The sequence below is a fragment of the Mycobacterium sp. NGS67 genome (assembly GCF_059812185.1).
The window spans coordinates 30,972-54,445 of record NZ_JCALCF010000018.1; the positions used below are offsets into that span (position 1 = coordinate 30,972).

Sequence of the window (23,474 nt, forward strand, 5' to 3'; positions counted from 1 at the left end):
TGTGCACGCTCGCGGCCTGCCGAACTGAGTTAAAGCGGACGGCGGCGGATCTTGCGGCCGGTGATGACCTTGGCCGCGATCAGACCCAACCGGGCCATGCCGGCGTAGGTCATCGGGTTGAACGCGGTGGGCCAGGTGGTCCGGACCAGATGGTCGGTCAGCGGACGGTCGGCGAACCGGTCGATCAGCCAGCGCAGCGCCATCGGCGCCGACAACGGATGCAGGATCATGTGCTCGTTGAACGCGTCGCGGTGGTAGGTGACCCTGGCGCCGCCGGCGATGTAGGTCTCGGCGAGTTCGTCGATGTCGTCGACGTCGATGAGGTAATCGTGAACGGCCTGAATGATGAGCACCGGCGGTGTCGGTATCGCGGCACCCAGTTTGATGCTGTCGAAGACGTGCATGACCGCCGGCCGGGACAGCGTCTGTTCCAGGGGTTCGTCGAGGAAGTCGGCCAGATTCGTGTGGGCCATCTTGATGACGGCCTCGGCGGTCGTCATCTTCTCCAGGCTCTCCAGCAGCGCGCGACCCTCTTCGCTGCTGTGCTCCTTGATCACCGCATCCAGGCCCGGGTAGGTGTGCGTGAGAGCGGCGACCACCAACGCCGGCAGCCCGGAGAACAATCCGCCGTTGAGCCTGCGGAAGGTATGGCCGAGGTCGCCGACCGGCGAGCCCAGGACCGCGCCGACGATGTTCAGTTCGGGGGCGTATTGCCCGCACATCTCGGCGGCCCAAGCGCTGGCCAATCCTCCACCGGAGTACCCCCACAGCCCGACCGGCGCCGACGGCGACAAACCGAGCCGCTCATAACTCAATGCGGCCCGTACCCCGTCCAGGATCCGGTAGCCGGGTTCGAACGGCGCACCCCACAGCCCGTGCAAGCCCTCATGGTCCGGTACCGAGACCGCCCACCCCTCGGCCACCGCGGCGGTGACCAGCAACAGCTCGAGCTGTGCCAGCGATCCGATCGCCTTGGCCCGGCGCCGCATCGCATAAGAGGGAAAGCAGCGCGACGACATCGCGTCGATCGCGCACTGGTAGGACAGCAGCGGAATGGTCTTGCCGGGCGCCACCTCCGCGGGAACGAGCACCGTCGTCACGGTGGCCTCGGCGTTGCCGTTCAAGTCGGTGGTCCGGAACAGCAGCTGGATGGCCTTCATCGACTGCGGGATCAGGCCCATGAACGCCAGCTCGACGTCGCGCGAGCGCAACACCGTGCCGGGTTCGGCGTGCTGGAAGCCGGCCGGTGGCTGGTAGAACGGGTCGTCTGCCGGCAGCAGCGGGCGTACCTTGCGCTGCAGCTCTTCGTGCGGCGCCGCGCCGATCCATCGCAAACCGTCCTGGACCGTCGCGCCTGCCACGTTGGCCAGCTCCACCATCAAGGCTCCCTTCGAGGCCTACTGGGCTTCGGCGTACTCGTGCCAATCGGTCCCGGATCAATGGGCGGCGGTGCCGTCAGCCAATCAAAGCTCAGCGCCAGCGCTTCTCACGCGCAGTAGCTTCTTAAACAACTCTTAGACAATGTACAGGCCGTGTACTCCGAACCGAAGCCAGCGCGCCGTGGCGCCGATCACAGCGATATTCAACCGGGCGGGCGCAGGGCGGCGAACTCGTCGGTCACCCGCAGTTGGGAGTCGGTGAACCGGTACAGCGCCGCCGGGCGCCCGCCGCTGCGGCCGGACTGCGCGATGGTGCCGGTCTGGCTGATGACTTTGCGACGGGCCAGCACCCGCTGCAGGTTGGTCGCGTCGACCTGATATCCCAACGCGGCACCGTAGATGTCACGCAGTGTCGACAACGCGAATTCCCTTGGTGCCAAAGCGAACCCGATGTTGGTGTAAGACATCTTGGCGACCAGTCGGGCGTGCGCGTGGGTCACCATGGGCCCGTGGTCGAACGCCATCGGCGGCAACGCATTCACCGGATGCCAGCAGGTGTCCGACGGCAGCTCGGGGGTGGCGGGGGAGGGCACCAGCCCCAGGAAGGTGGAGGCGATCATCCGGGTGTCGGGCACCCGGTGTGGGTCGGAGAACACCGCGAGCTGCTCCAGGTGGGAGATCTCGCGCAGATCGACCTTTTCGGCCAGCTGGCGACGCACCGAAGTGGTGAGGTCTTCGTCGCTGCGCAGCCGGCCACCCGGAAGCGACCAGGTGCCTTTCTGCGGCTCCTTGGCGCGTTGCCATAACAGAACGTTCAGCTGCGGTTTTTTGGCAGAACTCCCTTTGGCAACAGTCGAAACCTGGAACACGACGGCAAGCACTTCGTGGGCGGTGCTACCATAAGGCATGTTTTCGATTATAAGTCGAAAACCTCCGGGTTCGAAAGGAGCCCCGATGACGGTCCTGAATCGGATGGACACCATCTGCGACGAGCTGGCGGCTCGCGTCATCAGCACGCCCACCGGATACACCGGGATCGAAGGCGACGCCCAGTGGGCGGCCGAGATCCGCCGTCTGGCGCGGCTGCGCGGAGCTACCGTGCTGGCCCACAACTACCAGTTGCCGGCGATTCAGGACGTGGCCGACCACGTGGGGGACTCGCTGGCGCTGTCGCGTATCGCAGCCGAGGCGCCCGAGGACACCATCGTGTTCTGCGGGGTGCACTTCATGGCCGAGACCGCGAAAATCCTGAGCCCGGACAAGACGGTGCTGATTCCCGACCAGCGGGCGGGATGTTCGCTGGCCGACTCGATCACTGCCGAGGAACTGCGCGCCTGGAAGGCCGAACATCCCGGCGCCGTCGTCGTCTCCTACGTCAACACGACCGCGGAAGTCAAGGCGCTCACCGACATCTGCTGCACGTCGTCCAATGCGGTCGATGTGGTCGCCTCCATCGATCCCGACCGCGAGGTGCTGTTCTGCCCGGACCAGTTCCTGGGCGCCCATGTGCGCCGGGTCACCGGTCGGGAGAACCTGCACGTGTGGGCCGGCGAATGCCACGTGCACGCCGGGATCAACGGTGACGAGCTGACCGAGCAGGCCCGGGCCAACCCCGACGCCGAATTGTTCGTGCACCCCGAATGTGGTTGCGCCACTTCGGCTTTGTACCTCGCCGGCGAAGGCGCGTTCCCCGCGGAACGGGTCAAGATCCTGTCCACCGGCGGCATGCTCGACGCCGCGCACCAAACACGTGCCCGCAAGGTCCTGGTCGCCACCGAGGTCGGCATGCTGCATCAATTGCGCAGGGCGGCACCGGAAGTCGATTTCCAGGCGGTCAACGACCGCGCGTCGTGCAAATTCATGAAGATGATCACCCCCGCGGCGCTGTTGCGATGCCTGCTGGACGGGGCCGACGAGGTCCACGTCGACCCGGCCACCGCGGCCGCGGGGCGCCGCAGCGTGCAACGGATGATCGAAATCGGCCAGCCAGGGGGTGGTGAATGACGACCGATCCGGTTTGGCGGGATTCCGCCGACGTCGTGGTGATCGGCATGGGCGTCGCGGGGTTGGCCGCGGCACTGGCCGCTCACCGCGCCGGGAGCCGCGTCGTGGTGCTGAACAAGGCTGCCCAACTGCGCGGCGTGACCGCCACCCACTACGCCCAGGGCGGGATCGCCGTCGTGCTCCCCGACAACGACGACTCGATCGAGGCCCATGTCGCCGACACCCTGGCCGCCGGTGCGGGCCTGTGTGACACCGAAGCCGTGTATTCGATCGTCGCCGACGGCTACCGCGCGGTGAGCGAATTGGTCGGTGCCGGTGCACGATTCGACGAATCACCGTCCGGTGGCTGGGACGTGACACGGGAGGGCGGGCACTCCCGGCGCCGCGTCGTGCACGCCGGCGGCGACGCGACCGGCGCCGAGGTGCAACGCACCCTGGACCTTGCCGCCCGGTCGTTGGACATCCGCAGCAGCCACGTGGCGCTGCGCGTGCTGCACGACGGGGACGCGGTCAACGGGGTGCTGGTCAACCGGCCCGACGGCTGCGGCATCATCGACGCCCCGTCGGTGATCCTGGCCACCGGCGGCCTCGGGCATCTCTACAGCGCCACCACCAACCCCGACGGGTCCACCGGAGACGGAATCGCGTTGGCGTTGTGGGCCGGGCTGGCTATCGCCGACCTCGAGTTCATCCAGTTTCACCCGACAATGCTCTATTCCCGGGGGCACGGCGGCGGCCGACGTCCGTTGATCACCGAGGCCATCCGCGGTGAGGGCGCGATACTCATCGACAGGCAGGGCAACTCGATCACGGCCGGGGTCCATCCGATGGGCGACCTGGCGCCCCGGGACGTGGTCGCGGCCGCCATCGACGCGCGGCTCAAAGCGACCGGGGAGCCGTGCGCCTATCTCGACGCGCGAGGCATCGCGGGTTTCGCGGCGCGGTTCCCGACTGTCACCGCCGCATGCCTGGCGGCCGGGATCGACCCAGTGCGGCAACCGATTCCGATCATTCCCGGTGCCCACTACAGCTGCGGCGGCGTGGTCACCGACGTGTCCGGCCGCACCGAGCTGCCCGGATTGTTCGCCGCCGGAGAGGTGGCGCGCACAGGTATGCACGGCGCCAACCGACTGGCCTCCAACAGTCTGTTGGAAGGTCTGGTGGTCGGCGGCCGAGCCGGACAGCAGGCCGCCGAGCACGCGTCCGCGATGGGGCATCCACAGGCAGCGATGCCCGAGCCGATCATCCATACCGCGCCCGAGCGGGGTGATCTGCAACGCGCGATGAGCCGGGACGCGTCGGTGGTGCGCAGTGCCGTCGGACTGCGGGCACTGGCCGAAAAGCTCAGCGCCGCACCCATCCGCGATGTGTCGGACCGCCGCGGCGCCGAGGATGTCGCGCTGGCACTGGCGGCCCGCACGGTGACCGCCGCCGCGTTGGCCCGCAACGAAAGTCGCGGTTGCCACCACCGCGCCGAACACCCGTCGGCCGTCACCGATCCCGGGCGCAGCATCCTGATCCGGCTGGCCGGCAACGACGATGCCGTTCAGGTGGAGGCATTGGCGGCGGTGGGCTGATGATCCTGGGCGACGCCGAGCGGGAGGCCGCGCGCGACACCATCCGCCGCGGCCTGAACGAGGACCTGTGCTACGGACCTGATGCCACCACGCTGGCGACCGTGCCGGCCGGCGCGGTGGCTACCGCGTCGATGGTCCCCCGCGAGGAGGGCGTGGTCGCCGGGGTGGACGTGGCGTTGCTGGTGCTCGACGAGGTCATCGGCAGCCGTGGTTACCAGGTGCTGCACCGGGTGCAGGACGGGACCCGGGTCAAGGCGGGTGAGCCGTTGCTGACCGTGCAGGCCGAAACCCGGGGACTGCTGACCGCCGAACGGACCATGCTCAACCTGGTCTGCCATTTGTCCGGGATCGCGTCGGTGACGGCGGCCTGGGTGGACGCGGTGCAGGGCAGCAAGGCCAAGATCCGCGATACCCGCAAGACGCTGCCCGGCTTGCGCGCGCTGCAGAAGTACGCGGTGCGGGTCGGTGGCGGGGTCAATCATCGGCTGGGCCTGGGTGATGCGGCGCTGATCAAGGACAACCACGTCGCGGCGGCGGGATCGGTGGTGGAGGCGCTGCGTGCGGTGCGCGCCGCCGCGCCCGATCTGTGTTGTGAGGTCGAGGTGGATTCATTGGAGCAGCTCGATGCCGTGCTGCCGGAAAAGCCCGAGCTGATCTTGCTGGACAACTTCCCGGTGTGGCAGACGCAGACCGCGGTGCAGCGGCGCGATGCCCGCGCGCCGTCGGTGCTGTTGGAATCCTCCGGCGGGCTCAGCCTGGAGAGCGCGGCGACCTACGCCGGGACCGGGGTGGACTACCTGGCCGTCGGGGCGTTGACGCACTCGGTACGGGTGCTCGACATCGGCCTGGACATGTAAGACGCTCGCCGAGCGTGTACCTGCTGCGAAAAATCGGCCTTGATTTCGCAACCACTACACGCTCGGCGAACGCTCAGGCGATGTCGCCGACGAAGATCCCCATCCGGCGCAGCTGTACCCGGGCCAACCACGGCAATCCGTCCGTCTCGGAAGATCCGGCCGGCAGGATCCGGGGGTTGACGATGTGCACCGAACGCCGCGTGTAGTGCACGTCGGCCTCACCGGCGGCCAGCACGTTCTTCACCCAGTCGGTCTTGCCGTGGCCCAGCGCGATGGCCAGCACATTGCCCTTGCGGTAGGTGGTGACGAGGGTCCGGTACGGCTTTCCGGACTTGCGGCCGCGGTGCTCGATGGTGGCGGTACCCGGCAAGTAGCGGGCGATCGGCTTGAGCGCCGGGTTCAGGTACTTGACCTGGATGTTCTCGAACCACACCGGGTAGACCATCGGGACACCGGGGGCGTTGTTGGGGTGTTGATCCCGAGCGGACACGGCTGGCTCCTCTGATATCGGGCCTGGCGGCTACCGGGCACACTACCGGTCGGATATCGACTTGAGCTGCTCTGGGACAATGATCGATGTGACGACATCCCTGACCGGCGAGCCTAGGCTGCTGTCCCGCATCGATCTGCGCGGCGCGGAGCTGACGGCGGCGCGACTGCGTGCGGAGTTGCCGCGGGGCGGTGTCGATGTGGAGTCCGTGCTGGCCACGGTCCGGCCGATCGTCGAAGCCGTGGCCGAGCGTGGCGCTCACGCCGCCCTGGATTACGGGGAGAAGTTCGACGGGGTGCGGCCGGCGGCCGTGCGGGTGCCGGAAAGTGCGCTGGAGGCCGCGGTCGTCGGGCTCGACGGCGACGTGCGCGACGCGCTGCAGGTAATGATCGAGCGGACCCGCGCGGTGCACGCCGATCAGCGCCGCAGCGACACCACCACCACGCTGGGTCCCGGGGCGACGGTCACCGAACGCTGGGTGCCCGTCGAACGCGTGGGCCTGTATGTGCCGGGCGGCAACGCCGTGTACCCGTCCAGCGTGGTGATGAACGTGGTGCCGGCGCAGGCGGCCGGGGTCGACTCGCTGGTGATCGCGAGTCCGCCGCAGGCCGAGTTCGGGGGCCTTCCGCATCCGACCATCCTGGCGGCGACCCACCTGCTCGGGGTCGAGGAGATCTGGGCGGTCGGCGGGGCACAGGCCGTAGCGCTGCTGGCCTACGGCGGACTGGACACCGGCGGCCCGGAGCTGGTGCCCGTCGACATGATCACCGGCCCCGGCAACATCTACGTCACCGCCGCCAAGAGACTGTGCCGTTCCCTGGTCGGCATCGACGCCGAAGCCGGACCCACCGAGATCGCCATTCTGGCCGACGAGACGGCTGACCCGGTCCACGTGGCCGCCGATCTGATCAGCCAGGCCGAGCATGACGAGATGGCTGCCAGCGTGCTGGTCACGCCCAGCCTCGAGCTGGCCGATGCCACCGACGCCGAACTGGCCAGTCAGTTGGCGACGACCGTGCACCGCGAACGGGTCACCGCCGCATTGTCCGGGCCGCAGTCCAAGACCATCCTCACCGACGACCTCGATGCGGCGGTCCGGGTCGTGAATGCCTACGCCGCCGAGCATCTGGAGATCCAGACCGCCGACGCGTCCGGTGTCGCCGCCCGGATCCGTTCTGCGGGAGCCATTTTCGTCGGACCGTACGCACCGGTCAGCCTCGGCGACTACTGCGCGGGCTCCAACCACGTGCTGCCCACCGCCGGCTCCGCCCGTCACTCCAGTGGGCTTTCGGTGCAGACCTTCCTGCGGGGCATCCACGTCGTCGACTACACCGAATCCGCCCTCAAGGACGTCTCCGGGCACGTGGTAGCGCTGGCGAAGGCCGAAGACCTGCCCGCGCACGGGGAAGCGGTACGGCGGAGGTTCGAGCGATGAGCTCACGGCCGACCCTCGACGACTTGCCGCTGCGGGAGGATCTACGCGGCAAATCGCCTTACGGCGCACCCCAGTTGGCGGTGCCGGTGCGGCTCAACACCAACGAGAACCCGCATCCGCCCACCCCGGCGCTGGTCGAGGACGTGGTCCGGTCGGTTCAAGACACGGCCGCCGATCTGCACCGCTACCCGGACCGTGACGCCGTGGCGCTGCGCACCGACCTGGCCGCCTACCTGACCGCCCAGACCGGAATTCCGGTGGGGGTCGAAAGCGTCTGGGCGGCAAACGGTTCCAACGAGATTCTGCAACAGTTGCTGCAGGCGTTCGGCGGCCCGGGACGCAGCGCGATCGGTTTCGTGCCGTCCTATTCGATGCACCCGATCATCTCCGACGGCACGCGCACCGAATGGCTGGAGACCGTCCGCGCGGACGATTTCAGCCTCGACGTGGCTGCCGCCGTCGCCGCGATCACCGACCGCCGACCCGACGTGGTGTTCGTCGCGAGCCCGAACAATCCGTCGGGACAGAGCATTACGCTGCCGGATCTGCGCAAGCTGCTCGACGTGGTGCCGGGCATCCTGATCGTCGACGAAGCCTACGGTGAGTTCTCGTCGCAGCCCAGCGCGGTGGGCCTGATCGAGGAGTATCCGAGCAAGCTGGTCGTCACCCGCACCATGAGCAAGGCGTTCGCCTTCGCCGGCGGTCGGCTGGGTTACCTGATCGCCACGCCCGCATTGGTCGAGGCGATGCTGTTGGTGCGCCTGCCGTATCACCTGTCCTCGGTCACCCAGGCCGCCGCGCGTGCCGCGCTGCGCCACGCCGACGACACCCTGGGCAGTGTCGCCACTTTGATCGCCGAGCGCGAACGGGTGTCGACGGCGTTGACGGACATGGGTTTTCGGGTCATCCCGAGCGATGCGAACTTTGTGCTGTTCGGTGAATTCGCGGACGCGGCGGCCGCCTGGCAACATTACCTGGATGCCGGCGTGCTGATCCGCGACGTCGGGATCCCCGGCTACCTGCGCGCCACCACCGGATTGGCCGGGGAGAACGACGCCTTCCTGGAAGCGAGCGCCCGGATCGCAGCAACCGAACTCAGCAGCAGCCCGAGCACCATAGGAACACCGTGACAGCCACTGAAATCAAACCTCGCCGCGCGCGCATCGAGCGCCGCACCCGCGAATCCGACATCGTGATCGAACTCGACCTCGACGGCACCGGCCAGGTCGATATTGACACCGGCGTCCCGTTCTACGACCACATGCTCACCGCGCTGGGCAGCCACGCCAGCTTCGATCTGATGGTGCGCACCAAGGGTGACGTCGAAATCGAAGCGCACCACACCGTCGAGGACACCGCGATCGCATTGGGTCAGGCTCTCGCACAGGCGCTGGGCGACAAAAAGGGCATCCGCCGGTTCGGCGACGCGTTCATCCCGATGGACGAGACGTTGGCGCACGCCGCCGTCGACGTGTCGGGCCGGCCGTACTGTGTGCACTCCGGCGAGCCGGATCACCTGCAGCACACCACGATCGCCGGGAGCTCGGTGCCCTACCACACCGTCATCAACCGGCACGTGTTCGAGTCACTGGCGATGAACGCCCGCATCGCGCTGCACGTGCGGGTGCTCTACGGCCGCGACCCGCACCACATCACCGAGGCGCAGTACAAGGCCGTCGCCCGCGCGCTGCGACAGGCTGTCGAGCCCGATCCCCGGGTCTCGGGAGTGCCGTCCACCAAAGGCGTTCTGTGACAGCAAAATCGGTCGTAATTCTGGACTACGGCTCGGGTAATCTCCGGTCGGCGCAGCGTGCGCTGGAACGGGTGGGCGCCGACGTCGAGGTCACCTCCGACGCCGCTCGGGCGCTGGCGGCCGACGGGCTGATGGTGCCCGGGGTCGGCGCGTTCGAGGCGTGCATGACGGGCTTGCGCAAGATCGGGGGAGAGCGGGTCATCGCCGAGCGGGTTGCGGCCGCGCGTCCGGTGCTGGGCGTCTGCGTGGGCATGCAGATCCTGTTCTCCCGCGGCGTCGAATTCGGCGTGGAGACAACGGGTTGCGGACAGTGGCCCGGCGCGGTGACCCGGCTGGACGCGCCGGTGATTCCGCACATGGGTTGGAATGTCGTCGATTCCGCGCGCGGCAGCACCCTGTTCGACGGGTTGAGCGCGGACACCCGGTTCTATTTCGTACACTCCTACGCCGCGCAGCGGTGGGAAGGTTCAGCCGAAGCGATGTTGACGTGGGCGACACACCAGGTGCCGTTTCTGGCCGCGGTCGAGGACGGGCCGCTGTCGGCGACCCAGTTCCACCCGGAGAAGAGCGGGGACGCCGGCGCGGCCGTGCTGCACAACTGGGTCGAGGGCCTGTGACCATGTCGTTGATTCTGTTGCCCGCTGTCGACGTGGTGGAGGGCCGCGCGGTGCGGTTGGTTCAGGGCAAGGCGGGCAGTGAAACCGAATACGGGTCCGCGTTGGATGCCGCGCTGGGCTGGCAGCGCGACGGCACCGACTGGATCCATCTGGTGGATCTGGACGCAGCGTTCGGCCGCGGATCGAACCGGGAACTGCTGGCCGAGGTGGTGGGCAAGCTCGACGTGCAGGTCGAATTGTCCGGTGGTATCCGCGACGACGATTCGCTGAGCGCGGCATTGGCGACCGGTTGCGCGCGGGTCAACCTGGGCACGGCCGCCCTGGAGAACCCGCAGTGGTGCGCGCGGGCGATCGCCGAGCACGGAGACAAGGTCGCCGTGGGTCTGGATGTGCAGATCGACCCGGGAAACCCAGCCGGAGAGCACCGGTTGCGTGGACGTGGGTGGGAGACCGACGGCGGCGACCTGTGGGAGGTGCTGAGCCGCCTCGACTCCGAAGGGTGCTCGCGGTATGTGGTCACCGACGTCACCAAGGATGGCACGTTGGGTGGCCCCAACCTCGACCTGCTGGCCCGGGTCGCCGAGCGGACCGATGCGCCGGTGATCGCCTCCGGCGGTGTGTCCAGCCTGGACGATTTGCGCGCGATCGCGACCCTGACCGACCGGGGGATCGAAGGGGCGATCGTGGGCAAGGCGCTTTATGCCGGGCGGTTCACGTTGCCGCAGGCCCTGGACGCGGTCCGGGAGTAGCGACGCGATGGATCTGAACACGTTGGTCGCCCAGGCCTCGGCCGTCCTGGACGAAGCGGTCGAGCCGTTTCTGGCCGGGCATCGGGCCGACTCGGCGGTTGCCAAGAAAGGCAACGACTTCGCAACCGAAGTGGACCTCGCGATCGAGCGGCAAGTCGTGGATGCGTTGGTCGCAGCCACCGGAATCGAAGTGCACGGCGAGGAATTCGGCGGTGCCGATTTCGACTCGCCGTGGGTGTGGGTCCTGGACCCGGTGGACGGCACCTTCAACTATGCCGCCGGGTCCCCGCTGGCGGGGATCCTGCTGGGACTGCTGCGCGAGGGTGAGCCGGTCGCCGGATTGACCTGGTTGCCGTTCACCGGTCAGCGCTACACCGCGGTGGTGGGTGACCGGCTGCTCAGAAACGGTGTGCCGCGCCCGTCCTTGGGCAAAGGCGAACTGTCCGATGCGTTGGTGGCGGCCGGATCGTTCAGCGCCGATTCGCGCGGTCAGTTTCCCGGCCAGTACCGGTTGACGGTGCTGGAGAACCTCAGCCGGGTTTCGTCCCGACTGCGCATGCACGGTTCCACCGGACTTGACCTGGCCTACGTTGCCGACGGAATCCTCGGTGGGGCAATAAGTTTCGGTAGCCACGCCTGGGACCATGCCGCCGGAGTCGCCTTGGTGCGGGCCGCCGGGGGCATCGTCACCGACCTCGCCGGCCAACCCTGGACCCCGTCGTCGCGCTCGGCGCTGGCCGCCGCGCCCGGGGTGCATGACGAGATCCTCGCCATCCTGCGCGCCGCCGGCGAACCGGAAGACTACTAATGCCGAGCAGACACAAAAGCCCCCGACACGCCGAGCAAAATGGAGCTTTTGCGTCTGCTCGCCACATGTCGGTGAGCGACCTCGCGGTGCGGGTGATCCCATGCCTGGATGTCGACGACGGGCGCGTCGTCAAGGGCGTCAACTTCGAAAACCTCAGGGACGCAGGTGATCCGGTGGAGCTGGCGGCCGCCTACGATGCCGAGGGCGCCGACGAACTCACCTTTCTCGACGTCACCGCCTCCTCGGCGGGGCGCACCACGATGCTCGACGTGGTGCGCCGCACCGCCGAGCAGGTCTTCATTCCGCTGACCGTCGGCGGGGGAGTGCGTTCCGTGGCCGACGTCGACGTCCTGCTGCGTGCGGGAGCGGACAAGGTGTCGGTCAACACCGCAGCCATCGCCCGTCCGGATCTGCTGGCCGAGATGGCACGGCAGTTCGGTTCGCAGTGCATCGTGTTGTCCGTCGACGCACGTAAGGTGCCGGCCGGTTCGGCGCCGACCCCGTCGGGTTGGGAGGTGACCACCCATGGGGGTCGCCGCGGCACCGGCATCGACGCGGTCGGGTGGGCGACCCGAGGTGCCGAACTCGGTGTGGGGGAGATCCTGCTGAATTCGATGGACGCCGACGGCACAAAGGCCGGATTCGACCTGCCGATGCTGCGTGCGGTGCGCGCGGCGGTCACCGTGCCGGTCATCGCCAGCGGTGGTGCGGGGGCGGTGGAGCACTTCGCACCCGCGGTGGCCGCTGGTGCCGATGCGGTGTTGGCGGCCAGCGTGTTTCATTTCCGGGAGCTCACGATCGGACAGGTCAAGGCCGCGATGGCCGCGCAGGAGATCACGGTCCGATGAGCCTGGACCCCCGGATCGCCGCACGGTTGAAGCGCAACGCCGACGGACTGATCGCCGCCGTCGTGCAGGAACGGAGCACCGGCGATGTGTTGATGGTCGCCTGGATGGACGACGACGCTCTGGCGAGGACTCTGGAAACCCGTGAGGCGACGTACTTTTCGCGGTCCCGCGGCGAGCAGTGGATCAAGGGCGCGACATCCGGGCACACCCAGCGCGTGCACTCGGTGCGGTTGGATTGCGACGGCGACACCGTGCTGTTGACCGTCGACCAGGTGGGCGGGGCCTGCCATACGGGGGACCACACCTGCTTCGACGCCGCGGTGCTGCTGGAAAGCGACTAGCGCGGCCCCACGTCGAGGCCATCTACCGCGGCGAGCGCTGCGTCGGCCCATTCATGTTGACTCAGAGCGGGTCTGATGTGTTGCTGGCGAATTTCGGCAACATCGATCGGCTTGCCTTTGGTCAGCGTCGGCGGTACTTCGAAGGCGAAAGTGGGTTCGTCGGGGGCGACGGCGATGGCCAGGATCGCCTCGTTACCGTTGAATCCGTACTCATCCATGAAGCCATTGGCCCACGCGACGGGATCGCGGCTACCGAAGTCGTTGACGTAAACCACATACAGACTGATCCGGCGACTCTTGAACAAGCCATCGACGGCACGCTCGACCTTGCCGCGGTCGTAGGGCTTCAACACACGTGCTTGGTCGGTGACCTGGTCAACCCGGGGCGCGGGTTTGGCCGGCGCCGACGTACTGCCGCCCGGCGGTGGCAACGACCTCGAGGTGGCGCTGGAAGCCTCACCCGGCGGACTCGCGGCCTGGTTGCCGGGTTTCACCGTCAAAACCACCACCCCGAGGATCACGGCGACGCCGACCAGGGCCATGGCTGTCAGCGTCGCGATCAACGTCCCGTGCCCCCCTGCACGATGCGGAGGGGGGACGAGTGGCGCGGGGGCGTTGATGGGCATCGGCGGCATCGGCACCATGCCGGGCGGGGCCGCCAGCGCGGCGGCCAATTCCGAGCACGACGCGAACCGTGCCGCCGGGTCCTTGGACATCGCTCTGACGATGACCGGATCGAGGTGGGCGAGGTCCGGGCGCCGTGCGCTGATCAGCGGCGGCGGCGCCGAGAGATGCTGGGTGATGATCACCGCGGGACTGGTGTGGTCGAACGGGGCCACACCGGTGAGCAGTTGATAGGCGGTGCAGCCGAGCGCGTACTGGTCGACCCGCCCATCCAGGTCGAAGCCCTGCAGTTGCTCGGGCGAACAGTAGGCGGTGGTGCCCATGGTGATGTTCGTGGCGGTCAAACCACTGCTTTGGCCGAGTTCGCGGGCGATACCGAAATCGGCGAGCACGATCCGTCGGCGCGGGTTGGCGTCACCCAACAAAATGTTGGCCGGTTTGACGTCGCGGTGCAGCAGGCCACGGGAGTGCGCGTAGTCCAGGGCGTCGGCCACGGCCGAGATGATCTGCACCACGTCGGGCAGCGGAATTCCGGTCGGGTACTGCTCGTGGAGCAATCTGGCGGCGTCGGTCCCCTCCACGTAGTCCATCGAAAGCCACAGTTGTCCCTGGTATTCGCCGCGGTCGTGGATGGTGACGATGTGCTGGTTGTGCAGAGTGGCGGCCAGTTCGGCCTCGCGGTTGAAGCGTTGGCGGTACTCGGAATTCGCGGTGAGTTCGGCGGGCAGGATCTTCAACGCGTCTTGCCGGGGGAGTCGCGGGTGTTGAGCCAGGTAGACCTGGCCCATGCCGCCGGCGCCGAGCCTACGCACGATGGTGTAGCCGGCGAACAGCTCGCCCGCTGTCAAGCCTTCGCCATGGCCATCGCTTGTCGGCATGTGAGCATGCTACTGAGCCGTCCCGCCTCGGCGCGGGGCAATGCCCGCAGTGGTGCGTCCAAGTCTTCGCGCGGCGGAAGGCGCCACGTGGGGTGGTCGAATCCGGGTGCCGCCGATTCGACGGACGTCGGCGGACGCGCCGGTCGGTCATCCGGTCTCAGCGACCGCTGTCTGGGAACGAAAGCAGTTGCGGCTGCGTGTGATCAGGGCATATCAGATCGGGTACGCGCGAAATAGCTCTGTGCCAGCAGCCATTCCCGCCGTGCTTGAGTTTCAGAAAACCAATTGCCCTGTGGGACAACAAACTTCACGGACCACATGCCTGCGCGTTATCGCCGCAGACCCCGGGACGCGGAGGCGATCGACGTCAGCGGTTCCGCAGGGTCTCCAGCGCCTGGTCGGCGTGGGTGTCCATATTGAACTCGCTGGAGATCACGTCGAGCACCTTGCGGTCGGTGTCGATCACGAACGTGGTGCGCTTGACCGGCATCAGCTTGGCCAGCAGGCCACGCTTGACGCCGAACTGGGTGGCGACGGTGCCGTCGGCGTCCGACAGCAGCGGGTAATCGAAGTTCTGGGTATCGGCGAACTTGGCCTGCTTCTGCACTTCGTCGGTGCTGATGCCCACCCGGTTGGCGCCCGCGGCGGCGAATTCGGATGCCAGGTCGCGGAAGTGACAAGCCTCTTTCGTGCAGCCCGGCGTCATCGCCGCCGGGTAGAAGAACAGCACCACGGGTCCGTCGGTCAGCAGGTCGCTGAGTCTCCGCGGTGTGCCCGTCTGGTCGGGAAGCTCGAAGTCGGCCACGGTGTCACCAGTTTTCATGGCCGTCACGCTACGCCAGCCCATCTGATTGGATGGTCCGGTGCACGCCAACCTCGCAGCCACGACGACCCGGGAGGACTTCCGTGTGCTTGCGGCGGAACACCGGGTGGTTCCGGTGATCCGCAAGGTCTTGGCCGACAGCGAAACTCCGCTCTCGGCGTACCGCAAGCTGGCCGGCAGCCGGCCGGGTACCTTTCTGCTCGAATCCGCCGAGAACGGGCGGTCGTGGTCCCGTTGGTCGTTCATCGGGGCCGGTGCGCCGACCGCGTTGACGGTGCGCGACGGACACGCGGTGTGGCTGGGCGCGGCTCCCAAGGACGCGCCCACCGGCGGCGACCCGCTGAACGCTCTGCGCGCCACGCTGGAGGTGCTGGCCACCGCCGCCATGCCCGGACTGCCCCCGCTATCCGGTGGCATGGTGGGGTTCTTCGCCTACGATCTGGTCAGACGGTTGGAGCGGCTGCCGGAATCCGCCGTCGACGATCTGCGGCTGCCGGACATGTTGCTGCTGCTGGCAACCGACATGGCGGCCGTGGACCACCACGAGGGCACCATCACCTTGATCGCCAACGCGGTGAACTGGAACGGCACCGACGAGCGGGTCGACTGGGCTTACGACGATGCGATCGCTCGCCTGGACGTGATGACCGCAGCGCTGAGCCAACCGCTGCCGTCGACGGTGGCCACCTTCGACAAGCCCGAGCCCGCGCACCGCGCGCAACGCACGGTCGAGGAGTACAGCGAGATCGTCGACTACCTGGTGGAGCAGATCGCCGCCGGTGAAGCGTTCCAGGTGGTGCCGTCGCAGCGCTTCGAGATGGACACCGACGTCGATCCGATCGACGTGTACCGCATGCTGCGGGTCACCAATCCCAGCCCGTACATGTATCTGCTGCAGATACCGAAAAGCGATGGCACCGTGGACTTTTCCATCGTCGGCTCGAGTCCGGAGGCGTTGGTGACGGTGCAGGACGGGCGGGCCAGCACCCATCCGATCGCCGGGACCCGTTGGCGCGGCCAGACCGACGAGGAAGACATCCTCCTGGAGAAGGAGTTGCTGGCCGACGACAAGGAACTCGCCGAGCACCTGATGCTGGTCGATTTGGGGCGCAACGATCTGGGCCGGGTCTGCACACCCGGCACCGTACGCGTCGAGGACTACAGCCACATCGAGCGCTACAGCCACGTGATGCATCTGGTGTCCACCGTGACGGGCCTGCTGGCCGAGGGCCAGACTGCACTTGACGCGGTGACCGCCTGTTTCCCGGCCGGCACCCTGTCGGGCGCGCCGAAGGTGCGCGCCATGGAGCTGATCGAGGAAGTCGAGAAGACCCGCCGCGGTCTGTACGGCGGGGTGGTGGGTTACCTCGACTTCGCCGGCAACGCGGACTTCGCGATCGCAATCCGCACCGCGCTGATGCGCGACGGGAAGGCCTACGTCCAGGCTGGCGGCGGCGTGGTAGCCGACTCCAACGGACGCTACGAGTACAACGAGTCGAGAAACAAGGCGCGGGCGGTGCTGAACGCGATCGCCGCCGCCGAGACGTTGACGACTCCGATGTGCGATGCGAGCGGCGGTGGCTGATACCGGTCGCCGCGCCCTAATGACGATCGGGATCGCCCAATTGCTGCTGGTCGTCGCCGCCGCCGCGCTCTGGGCGGCCTCGCGCCTGACCTGGGTGGTGGTGCGGTCTTTCGACGGTCTCGGACAACCCAAGGACGTGGCGCTGTCCGGCGCCACCTGGTCCTCGGCGTTGTTGCCGTTGGCGATCGTCAACCTGGCGGCCGCGATCGCGGCGTTGGCCGTGCGCGGCTGGCGGCTGCGCGTGCTGGCGGTCTTGCTGGCGGCGTCCAGCTTCGCCATCGGCTACCTCGGGGTCAGCCTGTGGGCGGTACCGGATGTGGCGGCCCGCGGAGCCGACCTCGGGCATGTTCCGTTGGTGACGCTGGTGGGAAGTGCACGCCACTACACCGGTGCGGTGATCACGGTGCTGACGGCGGTGTGCACGTTGATCGCCGCGGCGTTGTTGATGCGGGCGGCCAAGGTCGCCGGCCCGGCGCGTTCGGGCAGCACGAAATATCTCCCACCGGCAGCGAGGCGGTCGATCGCCCGCCGCGACGACACCGAAGCCGACGGGTCGCAGCTGTCGGAACGCATGATCTGGGACGCGCTCGACGAAGGCCGCGACCCCACCGATCGCCGGGACGAGTCGGACAGCGAGGGGCGGTGACGGACCCTGACCCGACGGTCGCTACCCTTCTTGAACGTCGGCGAAACCGGCTGGCGAGCGTTGGGTCACGGGAAAGGAACACGGCAGGCATGAGTCCGGCATCCGTGCTTGACTCCATCCTCGAGGGAGTCCGCGCCGACGTCGCCGCGCGCGAAGCCCGCGTGAGCCTCTCGGAGATCAAGGCCGCCGCCGCTGCCGCGCCTAAACCGCTGGACGTGATGGCCGCACTGCGCGAGCCAGGAATCGGTGTGATCGCCGAGGTCAAGCGCGCCAGCCCATCCAAGGGTGCGTTGGCGCCCATAGCCGATCCCGCGAAGTTGGCCCGCGCCTACGAGGACGGCGGCGCGCGGATCATCAGCGTGCTGACCGAGGAACGGCGCTTCAACGGCTCGCTCGACGACCTCGACGCGGTGCGCGCCGCGGTGTCGATTCCGGTGCTGCGCAAGGATTTTGTGGTGCAGCCCTACCAGATTCACGAGGCGCGCGCGCACGGTGCCGACATGCTGTTGCTGATCGTCGCGGCGCTGGACCAGTCGGCCCTGGTGTCGATGCTCGACCGCACCGAATCGCTCGGCATGACCGCGCTGGTCGAGGTGCACACCGAGGAAGAAGCCGACCGCGCGTTGAAGGCCGGCGCCAATGTAATCGGCGTCAACGCCCGCGATCTCGCCACGTTGGAGGTCGACCGGGACTGCTTCGCGCGCATCGCTCCCGGGTTGCCCAGCAAGGTGATCCGGATCGCCGAATCCGGTGTGCGCCACACCGGTGACCTGTTGGCCTATGCCGGTGCGGGCGCCGACGCCGTGTTGGTGGGTGAGGGTCTGGTGAAAAGCGGTGACCCGCGCGCGGCCGTCGCCGACCTGGTGACCGCCGGAACTCACCCGTCCTGTCCGAAGCCGTCGCGCTAGCCGTTGATGTGCCGCGTGCGCGTTGAGTCTTTGTGATGGCAGATCTGTCGGGCCCGGATATTCCGCGCACCAGCGCCGCCGTCGTCGAACGCACTCAGCACGACCCTGATCCCGGTGGGCATTTCGGTGTCTACGGGGGGCGCTACGTTCCCGAGGCGCTGATGGGGGTGATAGACGAGGTCACCACCGCCTACGAGAAGGAACGTGTCGACCAGGATTTCCTGGACACCCTCGACAAGTTGCAGGCGCACTACGCGGGCCGGCCGTCGCCGCTGTACGAGACGACGCGGCTCGGGGAGCACGCGGGCTCGGCCCGGATCTTCTTGAAGCGAGAAGACCTGAACCACACCGGTTCTCACAAGATCAACAACGTTCTGGGCCAGGCCCTGCTGGCCCGGCGGATGGGCAAGACCCGGGTGATCGCCGAGACCGGCGCCGGCCAACACGGCGTCGCCACCGCCACCGCGTGCGCATTGCTCGGCCTGGACTGCATCATCTACATGGGTGCGGTCGACACCGCCCGCCAAGCGCTCAACGTGGCGCGGATGCGACTGCTTGGCGCGCAGGTGGTTTCCGTAGAGACCGGGTCGCGAACGCTGAAAGACGCCATCAACGAAGCGTTTCGGGACTGGGTGACCAACGCCGACAACACCTACTACTGCTTCGGCACCGCAGCCGGGCCGCACCCGTTCCCGACCATGGTGCGCGACTTCCAACGCATCATCGGGCTGGAGACGCGGGTCCAGATCCAGGAACAGACGGGCGGGCTGCCCGATGCCGTCGTGGCCTGTGTGGGCGGGGGATCCAACGCGATCGGGATCTTCCACGCCTTCCTCGACGATCCGGGCGTGAAGTTGGTCGGTTACGAAGCCGCCGGCGACGGCGTCGAAACCGGACGGCACGCAGCGACGTTCACCGGCGGATCGCCCGGGGCGTTCCAGGGCTCCTACTCCTATCTGCTGCAGGACGAGGACGGCCAAACCATCGAATCCCATTCCATCTCGGCCGGTTTGGATTATCCCGGTGTGGGACCCGAACACGCGTGGCTCAAGGACATCGGGCGCGTCCAGTACGAGCCGATCACCGACTCCGAGGCGATGGAGGCGTTCGGCCTGCTGTCTCGCTCCGAAGGCATCATTCCGGCCATCGAATCCGCGCACGCGGTGGCCGGTGCCCTGAAACTGGGTGCCGAATTGGGCAGGGGCGCGGTCATAGTGGTGAATCTGTCCGGTCGTGGCGACAAGGACGTGGAGACCGCCGCGAAATGGTTCGGCTTGTTGGACAAGTGATGACGGTGCAGCAGAGCGAAGCAAGCAGGCTGGGGCCGGTGTTCGGTTCGTGCCGGGCGCAGGCTCGTGCGGCGCTGATCGGTTACCTGCCCACCGGCTATCCCGACGTGCCGACATCGGTGCAGGCGATGACCGCTCTGGTCGAATCCGGTTGCGACATCATCGAAGTGGGCGTGCCGTATTCCGACCCGGGCATGGACGGGCCCACCATCCAGCGGGCCACCGAGCGGGCGCTGGCCGGGGGAGTCAGGGTCCGGGACACCTTGGCGGCGGTCGAGGCGATCAGCGCCGCCGGTGGGCACGCGGTGGTGATGACCTATTGGAACCCGGTGCTGCGCTACGGGGTTGACGCATTCGCTCGCGACCTGGCCTCGGCGGGCGGACAGGGTCTGATCACTCCCGACCTGATTCCCGACGAGGCGAAGACCTGGCTGGCGGCATCCGACGAGCACGGGTTGGACCGCATCTTTCTGGTGGCGCCGTCGTCGACACCGGAACGGTTGGTGACTACCGTCGGGGCTTCTCGTGGATTCGTCTACGCCGCGTCGACGATGGGCGTGACCGGTGCACGTGACGCGGTGTCACACGCGGCGCCGGAACTGGTGGGGAGGGTGAAAGCTGTGTCGGACATACCCGTCGGGGTCGGCCTGGGTGTGCGTTCGGGCGAGCAGGCTGCGCAGATCGGCAGCTACGCCGACGGCGTGATCGTCGGGTCGGCGCTGGTTTCGGCGCTGGGGGACGGCCTGCCGGAGTTGCGAGCACTGACCGAAGAGCTCGCCGCCGGTGTGCGCGGGGAGCTGCGGACATGACGGCGGCCATGTCCGAGACGCTGCTCGCCTACATCCCCAGCCCGCCGCGCGGGGTCTGGCATCTGGGGCCGTTGCCGATTCGCGCTTACGCGTTCTTCATCATCACCGGAATCCTGGTCGCGCTGGTGATCGGGGACCGCCGCTGGGCGGCACGCGGCGGTGAACGCGGGGTGGTCTACGACATCGCGCTGTGGATGGTGCCGTTCGGTTTGATCGGCGGGCGGCTCTACCACCTGGCGACCGACTGGCGGACGTATTGGGGGCCCGGCGGCGCCGGACTGGGTGCGGCGCTGCGCATCTGGGACGGCGGCCTGGGTATCTGGGGTGCGGTGGCCCTCGGGGTCGTCGGCGCCTGGATCGGGTGTAAGCGGCGGGGGATTCCGCTTCCGGCCTTCGTCGACGCGGTTGCTCCCGGAGTCGTATTGGCCCAAGCCATCGGCAGACTCGGCAATTACTTCAACCAGGAACTGTACGGGCGCGAAACGACGCTGCCGTGGGGCCTGGAGATCTACTACCGTCGAGACCCCAGTGGATTCATCGACGTTCATTCGTTGGACGGCACGTCGACGGGGGACCTCGCGTTCATCGTGCAACCGACGTTTCTGTACGAATTGATCTGGAACGTCCTGGTATTCGTGGCGTTGCTGTACCTCGATCGCCGGTTCACGCTCGGCCACGGCCGACTGTTCGCGTCCTACGTCGCCTTGTACTGCGTGGGGCGATTCGTGGTCGAGTTGTTGCGCGACGACACGGCCACCCACATCGCCGGCATCCGGATCAACACGTTCACATCGACTTTCGTCTTCGTCGCGGCCGTCGTCTACATCATGCTGGCGCCTAAAGGTCGCGAGGACCCGGCGTCGTTGCGCGGCAACCTGGCCGAGGATGAGGAGTTGCCGGAGCCCGAACCGGCCAAGGAGTTGGCGGCTGTTGCTGCGACGTCGGCGGCGGCCGGTGGTGACGGTGCCGGGGTCGCCGAGACTGAGTCTGAGACGACGGCTGTGGTGTTGACCAAGGAGCCTCAGGTTGCCGACTCCGATGCGGAGGACGCGGCGGTTGAGTCGTCGGAGGGCGAAGCGGAAGAACTCGAAATCGCTGAGGCCGAGGCTGCGCTTGACGCCGAGGCGCCAGATGCCGTCGAGGAAGCCGAGGCCGCCGAAGCGGTAACGGAACAAGCTGACGGCGGTGAGCCCGACGTAGCGATCGGGGAAACCGATGACGCCGTCGAGGAGGCCGCGGACCCAGGCGTCCAGCCTGACGTCCAGCCGGAGCCCACGGAGTTGGACGCCGAGGCAGCAGATGCCGCCGAGGAAACCGAGGCCGCCGAACCCGAATTTGAGCCGGTCGAAGATCAGGCGGCTGACGCGGTAGCGGAACAAGCTGACGCCGACGAGCCCGAGGCAGAGATCGGGGCAGCAGATGCCGTCGAGGAAGTCGAGGCCGCCGAACCGGAGTCTGAGCCGGTTGAAGATCAGGCGGCTGACGCGGTAGCGGAACAAGCTGACGCCGACGAGCCCGAGGCAGAGATCGGGGCGACCGATGACGCCGTTGAGGAAGCCGCGGTCGCGGACGCCCAGCCCGAGCCCGGCCCGGACGAGGCCGCGGAAACTGAACCGGAAGCAGCAGAAGCGGAAGCCGAAATCGCTGAGCCCGAAGCCGTTGCACCCGAGGACGACGAAGCCGCAGAGCCCCAGCTCGAACCCGAACCCGAACCCGAGCCCGAACCCGAGCCCGAGCCCGAACCCGAGCCCGAAGGCACGGTTGCATCCGAGGTAGGCGAATTGGAGACCGAGGCAGCCGCGGACGCTGCCGAGGAAGCCGAAGCGGCCGCAAGCCCCGAGGCAGACGAGTCCGCAAGCACCGTCGTCGATGTGCCAGCGGAACCCGACGGCGCACCTGACGAGCAAGCGGCGGATGTGTCAGCCCACGAGACCGAACCCGACGCCGAAACCGAGACAACCCAGCCGGCGGACGAGGCCACTACCGACCAGGAGAGGCCGCCGGGTCCGGAGCCCGCGGCGGCAGAAGAGACAGCCAGCACAGAGCGGCAGCGTTGGCGGTTCCGCCCCCGACGGCAACGACCCTGACTCTATTCACCAACGCGCGACCGAGACGGCAACACCACGGATCTGGCATGCTGAACCCGTGACTGACCAGCCCTGGGCCGCTGCCGAAGAGCCCGCCTCCCCCCGACGGGAATCGGATTATTCTGCGCCGCAGTACCCGCCGCCCTATCCGCCAGCACAGCAATACGGTGGTCCCGGCGTTCCGCACGATCCGTCGGCACCATTCGGCCGGCACCCCGTCACCGGGCAGCCGTATTCGGACAAGTCCAAGATCATCGCGGGCCTGCTCCAACTACTGGGCCTGTTCGGCATCGTCGGCATCGGTCGCATCTACGCAGGGCACACCGGGCTCGGCATCGCGCAGTTGATCGTCGGCTGGGTGACCTTCGGTATCGGCGCCGTCATCTGGGGCGTCATCGATGCGGTGCTCATCCTCACCGACAAGGTCACCGACCCGTCGGGCCGCCCGCTACGCGATGGAACCTAGTCCGCCACCGGCGGCCTCTGGCGACCAGCACCACCGGAGCTACGCGCGCTACGGCGGCATCGCAGCAGCCGTCGTCCTGGCTGGTGCCCTGATCTACGTCGGTATTGCCGATCCGCACAACCCGGACTCGGTGTACCCGCAATGCCCGTTCAGATTGCTCACCGGCTGGAACTGCCCGGCCTGTGGGGGCCTGCGGATGACCCACGACCTGCTGCACGGCCACTTCGCGGCAAGTATCGACGACAACGTCTTCCTGCTGGTCGGGCTGCCGCTGCTGGCGCTGTGGATCCTGGTGCGGCGCCACCGTCGCCAGTCGTGGCTGCCCGTGCGGACCGGAATAACGGTTCTCGTCGCGGCTACCGCGTGGACGGTGGTGCGCAATCTGCCTAATTTTCCTTTGGTGCCAACCGTTCTCAGCGGCTGACGGGGCGACATCTGCCCAGGTCGGACCGTCAGATCGGCAGATTCCGCGCCGGCCCGTCGGGCGCGTCGCGCATTTCA

The 23,474-nt window shown here is 67.8% G+C and carries 24 protein-coding genes; 19 read left to right on the top strand and 5 right to left on the bottom strand.

Annotated features, from left to right (window positions below):
• Positions 1–29: 29 nt before the first annotated feature.
• Positions 30–1,379: a lipase family protein gene (locus tag AC5Y4D_RS17425; RefSeq protein ID WP_500037721.1), complete on the bottom strand. Its 1,350-nt coding sequence runs from the start codon at positions 1,377–1,379 to the stop codon at positions 30–32.
• A 203-nt stretch (positions 1,380–1,582) separates the two neighbouring features.
• Positions 1,583–2,287, bottom strand: a complete 705-nt coding sequence (locus AC5Y4D_RS17430; protein ID WP_499989905.1) for an NUDIX hydrolase — start codon at positions 2,285–2,287, stop codon at positions 1,583–1,585.
• Between the two features lie 46 nt (positions 2,288–2,333).
• On the opposite strand from AC5Y4D_RS17430, the gene nadA reads away from it, so the two are divergent.
• The 3 genes from nadA to nadC are packed head-to-tail and all read left to right on the top strand — an operon-like array spanning position 2,334 to position 5,817.
• Positions 2,334–3,383 carry a quinolinate synthase NadA gene (gene nadA / locus AC5Y4D_RS17435; protein ID WP_499989906.1) on the top strand — a complete coding sequence of 350 codons (1,050 nt, stop codon included), beginning with the start codon at positions 2,334–2,336 and terminating at the stop codon, positions 3,381–3,383.
• Entirely contained in the window at positions 3,380–4,960 is a 1,581-nt protein-coding gene (locus tag AC5Y4D_RS17440) for an L-aspartate oxidase (RefSeq protein ID WP_499989907.1), read from the top strand. Before nadA ends, AC5Y4D_RS17440 begins: the two co-directional genes overlap by 4 nt.
• The gene (gene nadC, locus AC5Y4D_RS17445) at positions 4,960–5,817 is read left to right on the top strand and encodes a carboxylating nicotinate-nucleotide diphosphorylase (RefSeq protein WP_499944182.1); all 858 of its coding nucleotides are present in this window, start codon (positions 4,960–4,962) and stop codon (positions 5,815–5,817) included. The genes AC5Y4D_RS17440 and nadC overlap by 1 nt, the downstream gene beginning before the upstream one ends.
• Before the next feature lie 73 nt (positions 5,818–5,890).
• Here the strand turns inward: nadC and AC5Y4D_RS17450 are convergent, their stop codons facing one another.
• Positions 5,891–6,307 carry a nitroreductase family deazaflavin-dependent oxidoreductase gene (locus AC5Y4D_RS17450; RefSeq protein ID WP_499989908.1) on the bottom strand — a complete coding sequence of 139 codons (417 nt, stop codon included), beginning with the start codon at positions 6,305–6,307 and terminating at the stop codon, positions 5,891–5,893.
• Positions 6,308–6,425: 118 nt separating this feature from the next.
• Between AC5Y4D_RS17450 and hisD the strand changes: the two genes are divergently transcribed.
• The 8 genes from hisD to hisI all read left to right on the top strand — a co-directional run bounded on the left by hisD (position 6,426) and on the right by hisI (position 12,858).
• Positions 6,426–7,742 carry a histidinol dehydrogenase gene (gene hisD / locus AC5Y4D_RS17455; RefSeq protein ID WP_499989975.1) on the top strand — a complete coding sequence of 439 codons (1,317 nt, stop codon included), beginning with the start codon at positions 6,426–6,428 and terminating at the stop codon, positions 7,740–7,742.
• Complete coding sequence (locus tag AC5Y4D_RS17460) at positions 7,739–8,872, top strand: histidinol-phosphate transaminase (RefSeq protein WP_500037722.1); 1,134 nt, start codon at positions 7,739–7,741, stop codon at positions 8,870–8,872. Before hisD ends, AC5Y4D_RS17460 begins: the two co-directional genes overlap by 4 nt.
• Positions 8,869–9,495, top strand: a complete 627-nt coding sequence (gene hisB / locus AC5Y4D_RS17465; protein ID WP_499944185.1) for an imidazoleglycerol-phosphate dehydratase HisB — start codon at positions 8,869–8,871, stop codon at positions 9,493–9,495. The genes AC5Y4D_RS17460 and hisB overlap by 4 nt, the downstream gene beginning before the upstream one ends.
• Complete coding sequence (gene hisH, locus AC5Y4D_RS17470) at positions 9,492–10,112, top strand: imidazole glycerol phosphate synthase subunit HisH (RefSeq protein ID WP_500037723.1); 621 nt, start codon at positions 9,492–9,494, stop codon at positions 10,110–10,112. The genes hisB and hisH overlap by 4 nt, the downstream gene beginning before the upstream one ends.
• A 2-nt stretch (positions 10,113–10,114) precedes the next feature.
• On the top strand, positions 10,115–10,861 hold the full coding sequence (gene priA / locus AC5Y4D_RS17475) for a bifunctional 1-(5-phosphoribosyl)-5-((5-phosphoribosylamino)methylideneamino)imidazole-4-carboxamide isomerase/phosphoribosylanthranilate isomerase PriA (RefSeq protein WP_499944187.1): 747 nt from the start codon (positions 10,115–10,117) through the stop codon (positions 10,859–10,861).
• 7 nt (positions 10,862–10,868) lie between these two features.
• Positions 10,869–11,669, top strand: a complete 801-nt coding sequence (locus tag AC5Y4D_RS17480; RefSeq protein WP_499989910.1) for an inositol monophosphatase family protein — start codon at positions 10,869–10,871, stop codon at positions 11,667–11,669.
• 65 nt (positions 11,670–11,734) lie between these two features.
• Positions 11,735–12,517 (top strand): imidazole glycerol phosphate synthase subunit HisF, encoded by a 783-nt coding sequence (hisF, locus tag AC5Y4D_RS17485; RefSeq protein WP_500037724.1) that lies wholly within the window; start codon positions 11,735–11,737, stop codon positions 12,515–12,517.
• Positions 12,514–12,858: a phosphoribosyl-AMP cyclohydrolase gene (hisI, locus tag AC5Y4D_RS17490; protein WP_499944190.1), complete on the top strand. Its 345-nt coding sequence runs from the start codon at positions 12,514–12,516 to the stop codon at positions 12,856–12,858. The genes hisF and hisI overlap by 4 nt, the downstream gene beginning before the upstream one ends.
• Here hisI and AC5Y4D_RS17495 read toward each other — a convergent pair.
• A complete protein-coding gene (locus tag AC5Y4D_RS17495) occupies positions 12,855–14,360 on the bottom strand; it encodes a protein kinase domain-containing protein (RefSeq protein ID WP_500037725.1) in 1,506 nt (501 codons plus the stop codon). The genes hisI and AC5Y4D_RS17495 overlap by 4 nt on opposite strands.
• Positions 14,361–14,727: 367 nt before the next feature.
• Positions 14,728–15,183 (bottom strand): peroxiredoxin, encoded by a 456-nt coding sequence (locus AC5Y4D_RS17500; protein ID WP_500037726.1) that lies wholly within the window; start codon positions 15,181–15,183, stop codon positions 14,728–14,730.
• A 40-nt stretch (positions 15,184–15,223) separates the two neighbouring features.
• Between AC5Y4D_RS17500 and AC5Y4D_RS17505 the strand changes: the two genes are divergently transcribed.
• The 8 genes from AC5Y4D_RS17505 (at position 15,224) to AC5Y4D_RS17540 (ending at position 23,397) form a co-directional block, all read left to right on the top strand.
• Positions 15,224–16,768, top strand: coding sequence for an anthranilate synthase component I (locus AC5Y4D_RS17505; RefSeq protein WP_500037727.1), 1,545 nt, complete (start codon positions 15,224–15,226; stop codon positions 16,766–16,768).
• Positions 16,749–17,414 (top strand): TIGR02234 family membrane protein, encoded by a 666-nt coding sequence (locus AC5Y4D_RS17510; RefSeq protein ID WP_500037728.1) that lies wholly within the window; start codon positions 16,749–16,751, stop codon positions 17,412–17,414. The genes AC5Y4D_RS17505 and AC5Y4D_RS17510 overlap by 20 nt, the downstream gene beginning before the upstream one ends.
• A gap of 89 nt (positions 17,415–17,503) precedes the next feature.
• A complete protein-coding gene (gene trpC, locus AC5Y4D_RS17515; protein WP_499944195.1) occupies positions 17,504–18,322 on the top strand; it encodes an indole-3-glycerol phosphate synthase TrpC in 819 nt (272 codons plus the stop codon).
• A gap of 35 nt (positions 18,323–18,357) precedes the next feature.
• The gene (gene trpB, locus AC5Y4D_RS17520; RefSeq protein WP_500037729.1) at positions 18,358–19,611 is read left to right on the top strand and encodes a tryptophan synthase subunit beta; all 1,254 of its coding nucleotides are present in this window, start codon (positions 18,358–18,360) and stop codon (positions 19,609–19,611) included.
• A complete protein-coding gene (trpA, locus tag AC5Y4D_RS17525; protein WP_499944251.1) occupies positions 19,608–20,420 on the top strand; it encodes a tryptophan synthase subunit alpha in 813 nt (270 codons plus the stop codon). The genes trpB and trpA overlap by 4 nt, the downstream gene beginning before the upstream one ends.
• Positions 20,421–20,428: 8 nt before the next feature.
• Positions 20,429–22,507, top strand: coding sequence for a prolipoprotein diacylglyceryl transferase (locus AC5Y4D_RS17530; RefSeq protein WP_500037761.1), 2,079 nt, complete (start codon positions 20,429–20,431; stop codon positions 22,505–22,507).
• Between the two features lie 58 nt (positions 22,508–22,565).
• The gene (locus AC5Y4D_RS17535) at positions 22,566–22,973 is read left to right on the top strand and encodes an NINE protein (RefSeq protein WP_500037730.1); all 408 of its coding nucleotides are present in this window, start codon (positions 22,566–22,568) and stop codon (positions 22,971–22,973) included.
• Positions 22,963–23,397: a DUF2752 domain-containing protein gene (locus tag AC5Y4D_RS17540; protein ID WP_500037731.1), complete on the top strand. Its 435-nt coding sequence runs from the start codon at positions 22,963–22,965 to the stop codon at positions 23,395–23,397. Before AC5Y4D_RS17535 ends, AC5Y4D_RS17540 begins: the two co-directional genes overlap by 11 nt.
• The last annotated feature ends 77 nt before the right edge of the window (positions 23,398–23,474 follow it).